The sequence below is a fragment of the Solidesulfovibrio alcoholivorans DSM 5433 genome, assembly GCF_000702665.1.
In the GTDB taxonomy this organism is placed as follows: domain Bacteria; phylum Desulfobacterota; class Desulfovibrionia; order Desulfovibrionales; family Desulfovibrionaceae; genus Solidesulfovibrio; species Solidesulfovibrio alcoholivorans.
Map to the genome: position 1 here is coordinate 235683 of NZ_JNJA01000006.1, position 17207 is coordinate 252889.

General features: G+C 49.4%; 12 protein-coding genes and 1 pseudogene. 2 read left to right on the plus strand and 11 right to left on the minus strand.

Annotation, left to right across the window (positions count from 1 at the left end):
* Nucleotides 1-12 precede the first annotated feature (12 nt).
* Nucleotides 13-1524, minus strand: a complete 1512-nt coding sequence (locus Q368_RS25675; RefSeq protein ID WP_156955711.1) for a hypothetical protein — start codon at nucleotides 1522-1524, stop codon at nucleotides 13-15.
* 195 nt (nucleotides 1525-1719) lie between these two features.
* On the opposite strand from Q368_RS25675, the gene Q368_RS23905 reads away from it, so the two are divergent.
* Nucleotides 1720-3309 carry a DNA methyltransferase gene (locus tag Q368_RS23905; protein ID WP_052360158.1) on the plus strand — a complete coding sequence of 530 codons (1590 nt, stop codon included), beginning with the start codon at nucleotides 1720-1722 and terminating at the stop codon, nucleotides 3307-3309.
* A 252-nt stretch (nucleotides 3310-3561) separates the two neighbouring features.
* Here the strand turns inward: Q368_RS23905 and Q368_RS24565 are convergent, their stop codons facing one another.
* The 8 genes from Q368_RS24565 to Q368_RS0113290 form a co-directional block, all read right to left on the minus strand.
* Nucleotides 3562-6684 (minus strand): DEAD/DEAH box helicase, encoded by a 3123-nt coding sequence (locus Q368_RS24565; protein ID WP_084158767.1) that lies wholly within the window; start codon nucleotides 6682-6684, stop codon nucleotides 3562-3564.
* Nucleotides 6623-8038, minus strand: a complete 1416-nt coding sequence (locus Q368_RS24570; protein WP_084158768.1) for an EH signature domain-containing protein — start codon at nucleotides 8036-8038, stop codon at nucleotides 6623-6625. The genes Q368_RS24565 and Q368_RS24570 overlap by 62 nt, the downstream gene beginning before the upstream one ends.
* Entirely contained in the window at nucleotides 8035-8874 is an 840-nt protein-coding gene (locus Q368_RS0113270; RefSeq protein ID WP_084158769.1) for an OmpA/MotB family protein, read from the minus strand. Before Q368_RS0113270 ends, Q368_RS24570 begins: the two co-directional genes overlap by 4 nt.
* 23 nt (nucleotides 8875-8897) lie before the next feature.
* A complete protein-coding gene (locus Q368_RS25680; protein ID WP_156955712.1) occupies nucleotides 8898-11168 on the minus strand; it encodes a hypothetical protein in 2271 nt (756 codons plus the stop codon).
* 48 nt (nucleotides 11169-11216) lie between these two features.
* Nucleotides 11217-11435, minus strand: a complete 219-nt coding sequence (locus tag Q368_RS27415) for a BrxA family protein (RefSeq protein WP_425423679.1) — start codon at nucleotides 11433-11435, stop codon at nucleotides 11217-11219.
* A gap of 637 nt (nucleotides 11436-12072) precedes the next feature.
* Nucleotides 12073-12840 (minus strand): hypothetical protein, encoded by a 768-nt coding sequence (locus Q368_RS25690; RefSeq protein ID WP_156955714.1) that lies wholly within the window; start codon nucleotides 12838-12840, stop codon nucleotides 12073-12075.
* A gap of 95 nt (nucleotides 12841-12935) precedes the next feature.
* Nucleotides 12936-13457 carry a phospholipase D family nuclease gene (locus Q368_RS0113285; RefSeq protein WP_029459549.1) on the minus strand — a complete coding sequence of 174 codons (522 nt, stop codon included), beginning with the start codon at nucleotides 13455-13457 and terminating at the stop codon, nucleotides 12936-12938.
* A 33-nt stretch (nucleotides 13458-13490) separates the two neighbouring features.
* Nucleotides 13491-13946 carry a thermonuclease family protein gene (locus Q368_RS0113290; protein ID WP_029459550.1) on the minus strand — a complete coding sequence of 152 codons (456 nt, stop codon included), beginning with the start codon at nucleotides 13944-13946 and terminating at the stop codon, nucleotides 13491-13493.
* Between the two features lie 320 nt (nucleotides 13947-14266).
* Between Q368_RS0113290 and Q368_RS25695 the strand changes: the two genes are divergently transcribed.
* Entirely contained in the window at nucleotides 14267-14980 is a 714-nt protein-coding gene (locus Q368_RS25695; protein WP_156955715.1) for a hypothetical protein, read from the plus strand.
* 261 nt (nucleotides 14981-15241) lie between these two features.
* On the opposite strand, the pseudogene Q368_RS0113295 reads toward Q368_RS25695, so the two are convergent.
* A pseudogene (locus tag Q368_RS0113295) lies at nucleotides 15242-15436 on the minus strand (MucR family transcriptional regulator); the annotation flags it as partial.
* 555 nt (nucleotides 15437-15991) lie between these two features.
* Complete coding sequence (locus tag Q368_RS0113300) at nucleotides 15992-17140, minus strand: IS256 family transposase (protein WP_084158771.1); 1149 nt, start codon at nucleotides 17138-17140, stop codon at nucleotides 15992-15994.
* Between the last annotated feature and the right edge of the window lie 67 nt (nucleotides 17141-17207).

Below are 17207 nucleotides of genomic sequence, written 5' to 3' on the forward strand. Positions count from 1 at the left end.
CTTCGAAAATGGTTAATCGGCGGCCCGCTTTTTCTTCTTGTAAGTAGCAATCCATCGCCCAATGGATTTCTTGGAAATCCGGCTATATCCATAGTCGTTGGCGACTTGAGACAAGAGGTCTTTATATAACTCCCTATCAAGTTTAAGGTATTCCAGCGTAAGTCTTTCGATGTGTTGGAGGGATATCTTTACAAAATGCTCGGAGTTGGCATGATAAAAATCACGCATCCTCTTTCTTCTGTCTTGGCTGCATGCTGATAACTTCTTAGCCGAATAACGCCTAGAGTCGTATTCCGGACGAATTTTTCCAATCATAGCGTTGTAAAGCAATGCTGCCTCTTCCTCTGCCCTTGGAAGAATGGTGCCATCCATTCGAGAAGGCAGTTTTCCTTCAACAATGGAATTATATTCTTTATAAAGATCAATTGTTTCCTGGCCAAGCTCTTGAAATCTATCTGAATGCGTTTCTATACCTATTACGCTTAGCCGCCCTACAAGTGCATTAAATTTGCAAAGTTGCTCGGAAAAAATAGTGTCTGACAAAATGGATTCCCACCAGGCAGTGAGGCGCAAGACGCCTGTTGGCTGAAGTTCTCGTGGCTCAACAATAAATCGATGCCAGTAGTATAATATCCTCGCGCACTTTATCTTTATTTTCTCCTCAAGGCTTATAAGGGACTGGACGATTGTTTGTTTTATAGCCTCCTGAGATTTGCAAGTGAACTTCGCTAAAAGATTTATTGATCCAGCATTGTTAAAATTTATTATGGTTGTATAGGGTGCATCTAGATTGCTCACGGGTACAATATTGTATGAAGCCTTATCCTTGCCGATAAAAACATGCCCGAGAAAATCAGCTAACACATCTTTATCTTTGGCCTTTGAAGTATTCGCTTCATCGACATCGCCTTCTTCGATTCCAATAAATATTGAATAATAGAAACAGACAAATCTCAAAAATTCGTACGAGAACACCATATCGAACGACGGCGTTTTTAGCTGCTTGATTTCTTCTATAATGGTTTCTTGCGATGGAATTTCAAAAAAACTGTCAGGTGTTGACTCAAAAGTAGCGCACAACTGATTTAGTAAAATTATATATTCACTCAAAAGCAAAAGAAGTTCGGCGGGGTCTGAGCCTCTTACGGGAAATGCGGATGGATTGAGCAAAAACAAAACTTTCTGAAGCTGAAGCGTGCAATAGTCATAAAAACCATCAATATTGTTTGCTCTGCCATTTAAAATGGCTTCTGCTTCGATATCCTTTCCCATTATGGTGACAAGCTTGGAACAGATTTCAAATGGGAATTTTGCCATCAATTCCGTTGCCGAGGCATGGGAAATGCCTTCCACCTCAGCTTCGGTCACGTCGTGTGCGGGGACCCTGTCCGCGCCAAGGAGAATGGCGGACGTCATCGACCGGTCTTTGGCAAACGAAAAGCGCGCGAAACCCAGGTTCATTTCCGATGTGGGCTGTGCATTTGCAGGCATAAGCGCATTCCTCCAGGCGACGGGTGTGATCATGTGGGGATATCACGGGCCGGGTGGGTTGAAAATGGAGAATGGTTTGACGGAGGTCATCGGAGTGGCCCTATCAGGATGATTTTACAAGGACTTTCAAAAGGGGATCCGCCGCCATTCCTTCGTTGATCCCCCTCGGGTGCTCGGTCCCGCCTAGCATTGGCTCCAGCTTGAACGCAAAAGCAAAGGAGCCAAGACATGAACACCATCACTTTCATTGCTACCACGAACATTGTTCCTAATGCTGGTTACTCTCGTTCCGTTATGGATCAGGACTTGATTAAATTTATCCGCAATAGCATTCGGCAGAACAACGGCCTTAAGCCCGAAAACGCCCTCAAGGTTCGCCAGATTCCCAGTAACGTCTTTGAGATCATCGATGGTCACATTCGTTTTGAAGCTGCTAAGCAGGAGAATCTCGAAGAACTCCCTTGCATTGTGGTGGAAATGGATGACGATGAAGCTTATATGGCCCTGATCAACGAAAACAAGTGCCAGGAGATGACCGCCCTGGATATCGGTCTCCATGCCCTTGGGTTTGAGTCCCGTGTCGGTGGCCGGGGCAACAAGAGCGACCTCACCCTGTATGCCGAAAAGATCCGTAAGCACCCTCAGAATGTCCGGCTGTACCGGGATGGGGCCAAGGTCTACAAGCACATTGAACCTGAACTTGTCTACGATGAAAAGATGAAGCTTCGCAACAAGGCTACTGTTTTGTGCGATTTTAAGAATCTCAATGATCGGTCTTGGTTGGGTTTGTCCAAGATCGTGGTTAACCGCAAGTATGGTACCCCCGATCTCAAGAAAGGGATTCGTCTCGTGAAAAAGGTTATGGAAATGGAAAATAGCGAAGAGTGGATCGACGCCTTCTTGCCTTATGAGAAGATTATTGCGCTGTCCATGGCGAAGGCTACGAGTTTCCATCTTATTGATCCTGTTTTTAAAGAGCTTAATCGTCTTAAGCAGTTCTATGAAAACAATCCTGAAGCTGGCAATGTCAATGAACTTCATGATTGGCTTTCTGAGCATGGCGTTGAGACTGACCAGTGCGGCCGTGAACGCCTTAAGTTTCGGAACATTGTCAAGCACTGCAAGTCCATCATGAATGACAACAACAAAGAAATGGCCTCTTGGATCGAGGGTGATTGCCTTGAGCATATCCATGAAATCCCCGATAATTCTGTGGCTCTTCTGCTGACTGATCCTCCCTATGGTTGTACGTACCGTTCCATTTCTGACAGGACTAACCGGACCATTGCCAACGACAATCCTGAGGATTCTACGCGTATTCTTAAAGAGAGTCTTGAGCAGATCTATCCCAAGATGAAGGATGATTCGTATATCGTTGTGTTCAGTGGAGACAAGATGCTGGCGGACTTCATTAACATTATCAAGGGTGCTGGATTTACTTACCAGGGTGTCGCTGTGTGGAAGAAGTCTCGCCACACGCAGGGGTCTCTTATCAGTGGTCTTCGCCCCATTACTGAAAAAATTATTTATGCCACCAAGGGTAAGCCTGTGCTGTACGATGCCATTTGCGACCACTTCGAGTACCCCAACACCAAGAACGAGTTCCACCAGACCGAGAAGCCGGCGGGTCTCCTTCGTGAGTTGATTGGGGCCATGACTGTTCCCGGGGACTGCGTCGTCGACTGCTTCGCCGGTTCCGGCTCCACTGTGGTCCAGGCCAAGGCGATGGGGCGCAACTGGTGGGGCTGTGTCCTTGACCCTGATGACTACCAGAACGGGTACATGCGCCTGAATGAGAGCATGGCCGAAGCTGCTTAATATTTCAAACACGTTTGGAATTACATGACTTTGCTGGAATTATTTGAAAGAAGCCGACCTCCCATTGATTGGACAGGTTTCCGTGTAAATTTCAAAAAAGGTATCCAAAGGTAGGCAAACCGCCAGGGTGAGGTCCCTTGAGCCGCTCGAAAGCCAAATGCCGGTCATGCTCCAAAGGGCATGCCGGCATTTGGTACTTGCTACTGATCATAAGCTAGAATTGTATGGAGATTGTTTCAAAAAACTAAGCAACTAAACTTGACCATCGCTACAAGCGCTCACATTTGCATTTTGGTCAGGGAATAATTTTCTTGTCAAGAATTCAGCCTCATGGCCATCCTCAGGAGGCAATAGTACTTCTCTGCTCATGTTTCGTTTGCGTGTTAAAAGTTCGTGCAGCCTAAGATCAAAGCTATATTCCATCAGATGCGGTTGACTGTGAATGGACATCGGGTAATAAACATGTACATCTTTCTCCTGTCCGATGCGATAAATTCGGTCAGTGCACTGATCTTCTACAGCTGGATTCCACCACCTCGAGAGATGTATAACGTGGTTAGCCGAAGTTAACGTCAAACCAACTCCTCCAGCCCGGGGTGACAAGATCATTACATTAAATGTGTCCCGCTCTCCCTGAAATTTTTGGACATACTTATGTCGCACTGCACCAGGTACTGTACCATTTATTACAAATGGCAAACGATTTAAGTTATAGCGCTCCTTGAGCTTCACGGCCAAAACCTCCTGGAGTTCCAGTGACTCCAGAAAAATTAGAGCTTTTTCTCGTTTATTACTGATCTCATCCAGGATATCCACAGTCCGGGCCAACCGGGCAGACCAACCGATATAATCATCCCCTATCTGAATCCAAGTATCCGGGGTATCCGGATGCAAGCTGATCATTCGCAGTGTATGCAGTAGTTGCAGACCAACACCTGCTCCTCCTTGACTATTGTCCCTGAGGGCATTCTCGTAGGCCTGGGCTTGGCGGGGAGGCATGATAGCCTGCTCCACATGTTCTGTCTTTGAAGGAAGCCCCTGAAGGATATCACTTTTCATTCGCCGCAGCATAGGTCGAAACACCCTTTGCCCACTCCCTTCAAGTTTGGCTTTGAGCGCTCGCAGTGTGTCCATGTCTGCTTCAGAATATGTGGCCATAAACTGTTTTAAGTCACCTAAAAATCCTGGCAAAAGCACATCCATGATCGCCCAGAGGTCAGCAAAAGAATTTTCAATAGGAGTACCAGTCATACCAAGGCAAAAATCTGCACGTAGCGTCTGAACTACACGGAAAATCTGTGATGTAGGATTTTTTGATTTTTGGATTTCATCAAAAATAACTGAGCACCATGGAATAACTGCAAAACTATGATGATAGTCACGAAGAGTTTCGTAAGTTGTTAGTACCCAATCGGCTTCCTGAATGCGTGGAACATCGAGGTGAACAGTCCCACGATCTACGTCACGTCCTTGGAGAAGACGCAGCTGCCGCAGCTGCGGACCATGTACCTCGATGCGGTCACCCAGACCATGTTCATCGAGATGAATGCGTACCTCATCCTGCCAATTGCCAAGGAGACTTGTGGGGGCCACGATCAAAATAGGTTTGCGGGTGAGGCCAAGCATCTGACGACGCTCCTGTAGCCAAGCTAGAAATGCCAGTGCCGTTAGGGTCTTGCCCAAGCCCATATCGTCAGCCAGTAGAGCACCACTGGTACCGCTCGACCACATCCCAATCAACCAGTCTAGTGCCTCCTGTTGATGGGACTTAAGCGCCGTGCGTAGGGCGTGGGGCAGGCTGTTGTGCACCTCGATAGCTTGCCGCCGTCGGAAGGAGCAGTATTGAGTTTCATCGAGATTCTCGGCAACCTCAATAAAGATGGGGCCTGCAACCATCTCCGTTTCAGCGAGCGGCTCGGGAGGTGAGACAGGAACTTCCGGCTCGGGAACCGGGCTGAGCAGATTGGCAATGCTGTTTAGGGCGTCCAGTGTCTCAGGAGCGGCTGGAACGGCCACGTCCTGAATATCTACATTGGGGCGGCCTTGTTCAATGGCAGCCTGTATATCTCGAATAGCCGTGGCGACAGCTTCCGGACTGCCAAAGGCTACGGTCTTTCCCTCGATTTGAAGCCCGTATGATTCAGGACGCCAAGTATTCGGAGAACGCTTGATCCATGGTAGGACGGTGGGAACCCAGAGACCAAGCCCCACCACACGTTCCGAGTATTCCTGGGTGACGACGAACATGGCCTCCACCGTCGCCTCACCAAAACGCTCACCTAACCGTTCCTGAAAATAGCGTTGCGGGCTGCGAGCAAAGTCGCGTCGCACCTCGGGCGAGGCCTGTTGCACTTCCTTGACCACCGCTAGAGCTTCGCGCACTACCGGTTCGATAAAAACATAGCGATTGTCGCCAAGCACATAAGACGACCGGATCTCTGGATATATGTCATTAAAATATTTAGCAAAGTGCTCGTGGAGTGCTGGAGGCAAAAGCGCATCGCTTTCAAGAGTCAGGGTGTTGGCAGCCCCCTGGGTCACCTCATCTATCCGTACGGAATTTTCAAGGTTATTAGCTTGGTGGTGTCTTCGGCCAAACAGCACAGGTTCAACATTAAAGGTCGCCCTGGCGGTCTTGAGCCGCAATGACAGCGCTGCGGCATGATATACTCGCAGGCTGTCTAGATAACCATCGCGGGCCACCTGCTCCTTAGCCTGCAGCGGCAAAGCAGCGGTCATGCGGGCTAATAGCCGGCGGCGTTCGTCTTCATCCCCCGGGGCGAGGGAGTTACAATCGTCAATGGTTGAAGCTAAATCATAGAGTGTCTTTGGCAGTCGCTGCCATGCACCATCGTGTTTGAGCATGGCTCCAACACGAAGCGCCCCGATGGCCCGCTGCCCCAGGGGGGTGAGCCATGCTGCATCCAAATAGAAATCGTTATTTCCTATGATACCACGGCTTTGTATAGACAGGCACAAAGGGGTGCAGGGAGGCAAGCCGAGCAACTGGGCTTGGGCCTGACCCAGACTAGCGACATGGCGATGGGTAAGCAAAATGCCGTCTGCTTTACGAATGCCTGCTGTGGCCTGTGGCCCTTCTTCGTCGCCTGGCAAAGTGGCTGGATCGATTGTGTCTAGGGCGCGTAAAAGCAGGGCAACTGGGGACGATAGCGTCCTTAAATCAGTGCGTCCCCATTCGTCAGGGGGGATGGCCGTGCGGCGTCCAAGCAGACTGTTTTTGATTACTTGAAATAAAACGCCTTCGGCAATTGGAGCATGAATTAAAGTGAGGGGCATGTTTGGTGCAAAGCCTCTAGTTATAATCATTGGGGAAAACAGATCGGCCTGTTTGTTCACGGATATGTTTCGCAACATCCTCTCGCCAGGAGCCTTTTGCGTAGTGAGTGTAAGGCCCTGGTTTTTCTGAATTGAAATCTAGGTCAGTTTTTCTATAGAATCGCTTGTACAATGCTGGGGCATCATTGTTTCGTTCATGCCAAATGTGGCAACGGCCATTGTGACTCCAGTCAACCACAATCAAAGTGTCAATCTTCATGATCAATGCTATATGGTTAGAGATGTTGGTTGATTGTGTCAATTCGGCATAGCTCAAAGCCTTTCCCGGAGAAGATCCTGTGCGTGCGATAATTTTTTTTACTTCATGTACACCATTTACGCCGAGAGCAACCCAGGCTTGGTCAATATATCCCTTGCGATGGTAGGCTCTCCAAAATTTACCACGCATCATCCACATGCGACGTGCGTTATTATCTTGGTTGGCTACATTATCCATAATGCTTAAAAATAGCTCCAAAGATTGTTCTGTTAACCAGCCATGCATGACATCTTTGGCTTCGATTCGTACTGGATGCCATAATGATGCGTCCAGACGGGGGTCTCGTAATTGGCGTAGTAAGAATGTTTCCACTAAATTACGGACAGCATTTGGAGCTTGCAGGACCCTAAATGGCAAGAGGAGGGCATCAGTGATCGCTTGGATCACTGGCGGGACATTGAGGAACAGACATCCTTGCGCCGTAGTTGACAAGTCGATGATTCGCTGAGCCATTTCCTGCGTGAGAGATTTGTTTCCAGTGCCCGAGGGGCGCTGCAGTGCAACCTGGAAAGCTTTTATGCCAAATTCTGATATTGCCAGGCTAGTGGGGAGGCCGGCGTGATCAAAAGCTACCACGATGCCATGTTCCACACCGACTTCTGGGTTCAAGAGCCAGGAGGCAAGGCGATCCACCGCTACCGTCGGTTTGAAAAGTTCAAATCGGAATGCTGCCTCGGACCACCGACGTCCCAATGAGTCAACGCGGCGAGCTAGGAAGGTTGCAAGCTCACGGGCGGCCTGGGGGAAACTTGTAAAAATATCAACATATACTCGTGCTAGCCCCCGCAAGAGACGCCCACGGGCACGTTGGGCCAAAGCCTTCAAATAGGCCCGCAGTAACGAGAGATCTTCCAACAGGACACTTTTATCCAGGCATAGGGTGGAATAACGCCAATCAAGCACGTCCAGTCCGGAAAAGTCCTGGCTGCGGGCTGCCTGGATCAGTCGGACCTGTAGGGCCTGAAGATCAAGTGGAGGCCGAGTTGGCTGATCCGTCCCCTCTCCGACGAGTTTGGCAGCCTCCACCGCTCTGGAAGGACAAAAGACCAGAGGACGAATCTGATACCCCGATTGCTGCCAAGTTAGCAGCAAGTCTTTGAGGCCCTGGGTCATTCGAGCAACCTCTTGGCTGCATTAACCTCTTTTTCGCTCGGCGGAGTCATGATGAAACGTATGTCGATACGGCGATTGCGTTGCTTATTTTCTGGGTTAGTGTTAGGCATCACTGGACGCTTGAGTCCATATCCAGCCACTGACATGAGTGGATAGCCGGCACTAGTGGAACCGTTCTGGTCGATACGCATCTGTCTGCTACGGAGTGTCCCTAGTTCCGGTTGCTCGCGAATCATGACTTGGTAGGTATGCAATGCTCTCTCCATTGACAGCCTCCAGTTCATGTCCTCAGGACCATCGGAGTCGGTGTGTCCTTCGATGAGCAGTGCCTCCAATCCGAAGGCCGTTGCAGGACAATCAGCAGGGGCGGTGGCGTCTGGGAGAGTGGCATAGCAAGGCAGAACTTGGCCTAACGCTCTGGCCAGCTTGGTCACCGCCTCTTTGCCTTCGGGCAATAGCTCAGCCTTGCCTACAGGAAACAGGATGGACTCTGGCAAACGCAGGATTCCGTTGTCACGGTCGATAAGTACCGTCACCCCCTGGTCTCTAAGGGACTGGTAAACCTGTTCGACGACAGTCTGACGAGCTTGCTGTGCCCCCTGAAGCAAGTCAAGCTGGGCGCGAAGTCTATTTTTTTCTTCTTCGGCAGCCTTACGCTGATCTTCCAGGAGAGCGTTCTGGGTGCGAAGGTCTACGGAATCATCACTAAATTTCATCGCGAAAAACATGAGCATAATGATGAACAAAAAGAGCATACCTACCATCATGTCAGTCATGGATACGAAAAAATCCTGGTCATGTTCGTCTGCACCGTTATGAACATCATGAATAGCCATTTTGCTCTCGAATAGTTGTGCTGTTATTTTTTCATCGCAACGAGGGTCTTCTCGAAGACCTCATTAAGATCGTCAACTGATTCGGCAAACTGTTTAACCGCTTTGCCAAGATATTCATCAATACTATGTACATGTTGGTTTAATTTTTCAGCATTGCTGTCCATTGCGGATAACATTTCCCGTAAAACTTTAGCTAGACTTTCATCGACCCCCTGGAAGCGACCTAGATGTTGTTGCCAGGATGTTTCCAGGCCAGAGGAAGCCTGTTGGATGATTGATCCTGCAGCAGAAACGGTTCGTCCCATAGCCGTGGCACCATCGACTAGGCTGCGTAGAGCCTGCTCCATACCGCGCACACTGGCTGTCAAGGTGTTTTGGCTGGTCACAATGGGGCCAGAGGCAGCTCCTATACTGCTGGCGGCTGCTTCCAGCGCCTTGGCCGCCGCCTGGGATCCAGTGGCCGCCTCTCGCACACTACGGCCATGAAGCCCCAACGCCTGATCCGCATCGGTCAGTCCGATGGAGAGTTTCTGGACATGAGTGCCCATGCTCGCCAGGGATTCATTGAGCAAGGCAAGGACAGCGCTGGTTCCATCGGTTAGTCGGACGGCGGCGGCCTGACCCTGAGCCGAGACCTCGTCACCGACCTTAGCCAGGGCGACGCTCATGTTTTCCCTGGCCGTGGTACTAACTTGGAGTAAACGTTCCATGGCCTGCTGGTTGGTCTGTGCCACACGTGCAGATTCGTCGCGCATCTCGCGTAAAATACTAGCAATGGATTCGTTCATGGATTGGGCATTACGCGCGGTCTGGTCCCCTGCTTCAGCAGCAGTTCGGCGCATAGTCTCGGCCATCTCTTCGACGGATTTACTTAATGCGGCCACAGCCTGAGCGCCCTGGTCGCTCACGGAACCGGTCGCGCCGGCCATGGCCTCCCTCATTTGGATCAGGGCTTGAGCCATCTCATCGCCGATGCTCCGCAGTCGTTCTTGGAGAGCGGACTGAGCCTGGCTGACGTCCTGGGCCACATTTTGGCTGATACCCCGTGTAGCTTCGGCCAAGCCGGCTACACCTTCGCGCAATTCACGAGCTGCAGTTTCCAGAGTTGAGGCAAAGGCTCCACCTCCGTTGTTCAGCGAATCTTTCATCTGGGCTAAAGCGCTAGATAAGCCATCAAGGGTCTGGACCATGGTTGACAATTCCGCTCCAGCCTGCTGGTCGACAACTTGATTTAGGCGATTGGCCAGGACATTAAGGGTCTCCTCTTGCATGACCTTAATATTTTCCCCAATAGAACGCCCAATGGACTCTTCCATTTTTCCAAGATTCTGGCCAACTTGATCAAGTCCCTTGCGCACAGGTTCAACCGCTTCGAGCATGGCCCGGGAGACAGCTTCTGAGGTTGCTGAAAAACTTTCCTTCAATTCACGATGCATAGGCGTAACGACATTATTCATGGCAGTAGCCACTGCACCAGACATCCTTATTAAGCCATCACTTATTTCGCTATTAAAAACTTTAATTTGTGTGGTCGTCTCCTTGGCTTCACGTAGTTGTTCATATAAGAGTTGTTCAGGGATTTGAATTGGCAATAAGCGCTCAAGATGCTTTCGAAAATTTCGGAAGGCATTTTCAAGCCCTCGACGAAAATGTTTTTCCGTATAACTAACTACCAATGAGGCAAGCAGACCAAAAATGGAGGTGTAAAATTTAAAGGTGGCTGCACTCAGAAGATCCTTTAGAGCACTTTGCATTGCTTCCTGAGCTTGGCCGCCATTTGACGTTGCTGCATGGATGGCTTGACTGGCCGAACTTAATGCGGCCACCAAGCCGAGAAAAGTCAAGAGCAGGCCGATGCCGACGAATAGTCCTGACCATTTTGCTAGACGGCGAAGTTGCACCACACCCTCGAAACGTTCAGCTGAAAAGTAGATCGCTGGACTTACTGTTAAAAATATCTTCTCCCCATCTTTCTGAATTAGGGTTTGAGTAAATTTCTTCCAAACCTCCTCTAGGGCAGGACATTTAGCAGAAAGTGTAGACACAAAATTCTGATATTGAATTCCTATTAAGCCCGAATCTGGTATGGATGCAAGTTTATTGTTGCATATTTCAAGTTGATGCATTAGCGGATGCCATGTTCGCCATCCACGAATAATGACACAAAATAACCATACTAATATCCCCAGAGAAAGAATTTCTGGCACACCTTTGTGCCGCAGAAATCCCAGAAGTGTCGGCATAACAGACGTCAACGGATAACTCAACCAAGAAAGAATATTGTAATAATTCATTGGACAATGTACCTGCCATTCGCAGAGAATTTGTTGCATTGAAATCGTCTAAACATCGTCCCATTCTATGAGGCCCACGATGGATGTCCCCATCTCCTCGGAATGGACCATTTTAATGTGAGTTTGTACAGCCTGTTCAGTCTGCTCGTGGGAGCCATCACGGATCATAATCCAAGAATCTTCATGTAGAGGGAGTAGTCTATTGCGGATGCGCTTGGATTGTCGCCTTGTGGTAGCGGGGCTGCGCTTCTGGAGGACATTGTCCATCAACAGAGCCACGTAAAACGCCTCTCGTCAAGGCCTTGCAAAAGAAGGTCGGCAATCTTACAGCTCTCATTAACCATTAAAGAGCCTGCGACGATCTCGCCATTATATCGGGATTCTGGCACGGAATTCCCTTAAAAGTGACGTTGAGAATAATGCTGTTCAGATTGCCTGAGCCCTGCAGGTCCCAATATCACCCACCCGATCGGGCGTAAATCCTCGACAGTGAACTATGTTAATTAAAATTCAACAATATGAAATAATAAGATATTTTTAATATGCATTTGCGAAAAGGCGGATCCAGGGTGCGCGACGGTGTGCCAAAAGAGCTTCGGTGGTCCTGATTATCTTTTTGTCCGGCATAGCTTTGTTGGCAACTGGCCTCATTTGTTCGAGGAAAGAGACATCCATTCCTGTGGCTGCACTTTTTTTCAACCGCCAATACATCAATAACATTTATCAATCTAAAATAAGCCTCTGTTAGGCTCCTGTAGCGATGTTTCAAATTCAGCGTTTAGAGATCCTTTTGGTCTAAAATAAAAGATTCGGAGGAAACCACTTAAGTACTCGAGCTGTGTCTTGTTTATAAAAAAATAACAAGGAGCTTCTTACAACATTATTTGTACAAAGCGTTGGAAAGTTATTTTACTACTCGCAGTTCGTTAGATGCAGGCAGGTATAGCTGGGATCGATGGCAATAAATTTTACCATTTTTCATATTTAAATGTCCGTTTTTGAAAAGTGGCGAAAAATGTTTGTGTATTGCGCTGGTTATCCATCCATTGTCATCTTGTGTTGGACAGACAAGGATTTCATCAAAAAAATCATAGATATCACCGATATCGATATCCATGTCCAATTCTGTCTCGCTATTGTCTAAGATTATGAAGCGATATTCCGATTCATGTCGAAACGGTATTCTTTTTTGAAACAATGCATCGATGGTATTTGATCGAATTGAGATTCCTGGGCAGTATGTAATTTCTTGATGGACGAGAGTGAGATGTGGGTTGTTCTCGATGCGACTTGCAATTGAGCATAATATCTTTGAAATGTTGCATTTAACACATACGCCAGATCTGCCGCAATATGCTTCCCACAAAGCTGCAGAACCCATTTGCTGTAATTCTTGATTCGCCCTTTGAAATGTGTCCAGATTTAAGCCGGCAGGCGTTTGATGGCATTCTAGGATATCAAGTTCGCGGGTCCAACAGCTTCCAAATATATGGTTTGGATTTATGTTTCTAGATCCAGTATGAATTCTGCTGGACATTTCATAACTTTTGCCTTCGAACTTATCTGGCCAAGAAGTAATCTTAGAGAATCGAACTTTTTTGCTTGTAAATAAATGCAAGAAAGATTCTAACGACAAATATCTATATAACGCCATGTCTGGCAGGATAGACATCTTCTTATGTTTCCTTTAAAGTATATTGTAGTATGCTGAGGATGGTGAACTAGATAAAAATGACATTTGGTTGCGAAGTGCGCCATGGCCTATTGTTAATAGCTCTCAGAATGTTCTTTGTGCTTCTCCCAGTTATCCATGTAGATTTTGGCCATGTCCTTGCTCGGAATAATTAATAAATTTTCAGCGTTCTTTTCTTCGGCTGCCTTCGTGAAATTGAAAGATCCCGTGACAACAATGGATCGATCGAGAATCATCACCTTATTGTGCGCGATGGCATGTTTGTCGTCAATATACACAGGGATTCCTTCGTTTTTCAAGAAGGTCGCTCCCGTATAGCGTTCGGTTCGTTGGCTCTTGTCCAGTATCGCTTCGATTTTCACCCCGCGCCTGACGGCATCCACCAAGGCTTTGGCAATGGGGGCTGACGTGAAGCTGTATGCCTGAACGAAAATGGAATCCTTGGCTTGGCCGATGGTGGCAACCAGAGCATCCTGTGCTCCGCCCCGGGGTGAGAAATAAACCTGAACAGGAGTATTCTGCAGCGTGAGGTCGTAGGCAAAAGCCGGCACCACCCAAAGGGCTACGGCAACGTAAAGAATAGCAATTTTCCTCATCGGTTAGCCCTTAACAAAACTGAACCTGTCGCTCTACTCGGACCACAGCCCCTTCTTTTCGTCTCGGCACTGCAATTCCCAGGCGTTCCAGCTGACGCACTCAGGAGTGAACTGTTCGCGGCAGAGTTGCATGTTCACGCGTACCAGGCAGGCTTTGGCCAAAACGTTGGCGATGTCCTCTTGGCCGACAATTATCCGGGCAACGGCCACCCCGTCCTTGCCCCGGCCCATGGGCATCACCTCGGCCACGTTGTCCCACTGGTGACACCAGGACGCGGTCCTTTTCGTGGCCGTCTCGGCATGCTTCGCGCCGGCTTGCGGGACGGTGATGGCGAATAGGCGAATTCTTTCAATTTGCCCGTCCGACTTGGCGATGTCCAGGGTCGCACCGTCTACGACCGTGACCACTTTGCCCGAAAATTTTTCGGTCGCGAGGGCTGACGTCGCTACCAGCACGGAAAAGAAAATGGAGAACAAGAGGTTTTTCAAGGGGTGTCTCCATTTTGATGGCTAAAATACCTTTGACTTGCTATAATATTACGAAAAAGCTTCGAAAGGGGCATTTCGATGCGCCATCCGACTCGGTACTCGAAAATGGTTGCGGCCATGGATGGCCCCGAATCAGCATCAAACTTGGTGCCTGTTTTCACTCCTGGCGTCATTTACCATTTTCAAAGCACGTGGACCTGAGGTAACCAAACGAGAGGTTGCGATATGCAGAAGCAGTCGTCAACTTCCAATTAAATTGCAGATCTGTCAAATGCAATGATGTAATAACTTTGGTGAGTTATTCTGCCATGGAGGACAATATGGACAAAGAAACGTTCGATTCTATATGCTCTGACATTGAAACCTCCTATGCTGAACTCGGTCACACTCTTGGTTGGCGGTTTCTGATGGGTCCTCAGGCAACCTTATCGGACAAGACTAAGCTTGCACTGATCACTCTTAATCCGGGTGGCCATGTGGAGCCACCAGACCATCCACGCAAAAGTGTCGAAAATGGAAACGCATACTTTGTCGAGCAATGGCGAAATACTCCAGCCGGCCAAGATCCCCTGCAAGTGCAGGTGCAAGCATTGATGGCTGAATTTCAAGAACGACTTAACAATGGATATTCAGTGCGTCAATTTGCCGATACATCTATTCTATGCGCATACTTTATACCATTTAGATCGCCACGGTTCCAAGATCTACCTCGAAAACACGAAACGTTGGCCTTTGCTAAAAAATTGTGGAGACAAATACTGAGTATACTTTCCCTAAACTGCATCATAACTATCGACAGAGAAACTTTTTCGGCCATGGAAGAATTGGTAATTTTACGAAATGGCAATTTCGAACGCAAGGCCTTTGAATCAGGCTGGGGTAATTACTGCTTTGAGGCCAGCCGCTGCTACGCTGCCGATGGTCGCACTGTAACGGTAGCACGGTTTCCGCATCTTTCCACGTTCAAGGTTTTTTCTCGGTCAGCTTGTCGGCCGCACATACAAACCTTTCTCGACTATGTAACGGCCACATAGAGACACCGCACAGACAAAGGTCCTCAAATGCCTTGATGAAAATGGCTGCGCACATGTCCGGGACCCGAAAAGCTCTCGAGCCAAGTCCCGTTCTTCACCCCCTGAGGATTCTCCATTTTCGGAGAGGTTGTCCGGTGACACGCGGGTGCGTCAAGACAAAAACACCAGCACGGGGAGGTGTGCTGGGGCTGAGGGGGAAGTCGCGTCAGGCCAGGCGGCATCGAACGGTAGGCATTGCTATTCGGCTTTGCTCTTGGTTTGTCACTCCCACAGCTTCATGTCCTTCATTTTGGTGCGGCGTTCCCGAGCCAAGGCTTTGCAGATCAAGGCCTGGGTCATTTTATAGCCGTTTTTCGCCTTATATTCCTCGGAGGTGAGGCCATGGGTGAAGGACTTGCCGCACTCAAGGCAGGTCACCGAGGCTTCCTTGATGGCCTTTTTCGGGTACACGGCCGGGTGTATCCATGCTTCTCCCCGAAGGAACACTTTGTTTCGGGAGGGGAACCGGGACGACATTCATCCTGAGAGCCGCACGCAACTGCATGGTGGCGGTGGTTTGGAGTTGACCTGTCGCTTCGACCGGCTAAGAAAAATTTTTATCACACGAAATGACTGATTGTTTTTGACACTCCGGGCCGGCACACATACATACTTATCGGGAGGAACCATATGGCTGGATCACTTTGCCCCAATTGTAATCGAATGACATTTTTTAGGACGGCCACAGGAAAAAAATGCACGAAGTGTGGTTATATCATGGTTGTAGCCCCAAAAGGAGGCCAGGGACGACGTTGCTCAAACTGTGGAAAAAATGCGGTCTTCACCAATGGAGTTTCTGGTGAGACAAAATGTCGACAATGTGGGGCGATATTTAGAGGAGGAAAACCAATTCAATCTATATATTATGAAAATCCAGGATAAGAACTTGCCATGATTGCGGGACAAACCCAATATGCGAGCGGCTGCTCGGGGAGTGTCCCGAAAACTGTGTAAACGCTCCTGGTTGCTTGTTCAGCAGAGATAGTCTTTGAGCCTTTCCTGGAAGAAGATCGCAAGCTGGGCCATGATTTCCTGCCAGTTCCTCGTTCGCATCGTCCAGCGCTTCTCGGCTTCGGCCACCGCCAGATAGAGCGCCTTGAACAGGGCGACCTCGGTCGGGAAGACGCTTTTCCCCTTCACGGTTTTTCTGACCCGGCTGTTGAGGCTCTCAATGGGGTTGGTGGTGTAAATCAGCCGCCGTACCGCTTCGGGATAACTGAAGAACGTCGCCAGTTCCGGCCAGTGCCGTTTCCAGGACAGCACGACATGGGGGTACTTCCGCCCCCAGGTTTCCTCGAACTCGGCCAGGGCCATGAGGCCAGCTTCCTCTGTCGGAGCGGTGTAGATCGAGCGCAGGGAGCTGGCAACCTCCTTGCGGTCCTTCCAGGCCATCTGCGCCAGTGAGTTCCTGACCTGGTGAACCAGGCAACGCTGGATTTCGGCCTGGGGATACACGGCCCTGATGGCTTCAGGAAAGCCTGTCAGGCCATCCACGGCGAAAATCAGCACGTCGTTTACGCCCCGGTTTTTGAACTCATTGAGCACGCCGAGCCAGTACTTGGCGGATTCGCTTTGGCCAAGCCAGATGCCGAGACACTCCTTTCGTCCCTCCAGATCGATGCCGACCATCAGGTAGGCGGCCACGTTCTTGACCCTGCCATCCACCCGGAGCTTGAGGAACAGCGCGTCCATGAACACGATGGCGTAAATCGGCTCCAACGGCCGGTTCTGCCATTCCTTGGCCTTGTCGATGACGGCATCGGTGATGCGGCTGACCGTCTCGGGCGAGATGTCGTGGTTGTAGATTTCCTTGACGTGGTACTGGATATCGCGGGTGCTCATCCCCTTGGCATACATGGAAAGGATGAGTTCCTCGAAGCCGCCGATGTCCTTGTGGCGCTTCTTGACGATAGCCGGTGCGAACTCGGATTTGCGGTCCCGGGGAACATCGATGACGATGGGGCCGACCTTCGAAGCAAGCTCTTTCTGGCTGTAGCCGTTGCGGCGATTGCCGGCATCACTGGCAGGTGTTTGGTAACGGTCGTAGCCGAGGAAGCCGGTCATCTCGGCGCCCATGGCCGTTTCGACCACGTCTGATCGGCGACAATTACTCCTGAGCATCAGCGACAATTAGAATTGTGCATCCACCTCCCCTTGGAGGCTGGCGGCTGTCTCCCCCCGGGAAAGA

Excerpts from the sequence above, each read along its gene's own strand:
- Q368_RS24570 (WP_084158768.1), bottom strand. The coding sequence starts at position 8,038 with ATGACCCAGGGCCTCAAAGACTTGCTGCTAACTTGGCAGCAATCGGGG.
- Q368_RS25695 (WP_156955715.1), top strand. The coding sequence starts at position 14,267 with ATGGACAAAGAAACGTTCGATTCTATATGCTCTGACATTGAAACCTCC.
- Q368_RS0113270 (WP_084158769.1), bottom strand. The coding sequence starts at position 8,874 with ATGGCTATTCATGATGTTCATAACGGTGCAGACGAACATGACCAGGAT.
- Q368_RS27415 (WP_425423679.1), bottom strand. The coding sequence starts at position 11,435 with ATGGACAATGTCCTCCAGAAGCGCAGCCCCGCTACCACAAGGCGACAA.
- Q368_RS0113285 (WP_029459549.1), bottom strand. The coding sequence starts at position 13,457 with ATGAGGAAAATTGCTATTCTTTACGTTGCCGTAGCCCTTTGGGTGGTG.
- Q368_RS25680 (WP_156955712.1), bottom strand. The coding sequence starts at position 11,168 with ATGAATTATTACAATATTCTTTCTTGGTTGAGTTATCCGTTGACGTCT.
- Q368_RS23905 (WP_052360158.1), top strand. The coding sequence starts at position 1,720 with ATGAACACCATCACTTTCATTGCTACCACGAACATTGTTCCTAATGCT.
- Q368_RS0113300 (WP_084158771.1), bottom strand. The coding sequence starts at position 17,140 with ATGCTCAGGAGTAATTGTCGCCGATCAGACGTGGTCGAAACGGCCATG.
- Q368_RS25675 (WP_156955711.1), bottom strand. The coding sequence starts at position 1,524 with ATGATCACACCCGTCGCCTGGAGGAATGCGCTTATGCCTGCAAATGCA.
- Q368_RS25690 (WP_156955714.1), bottom strand. The coding sequence starts at position 12,840 with ATGTCTATCCTGCCAGACATGGCGTTATATAGATATTTGTCGTTAGAA.
- Q368_RS24565 (WP_084158767.1), bottom strand. The coding sequence starts at position 6,684 with ATGTTGCGAAACATATCCGTGAACAAACAGGCCGATCTGTTTTCCCCA.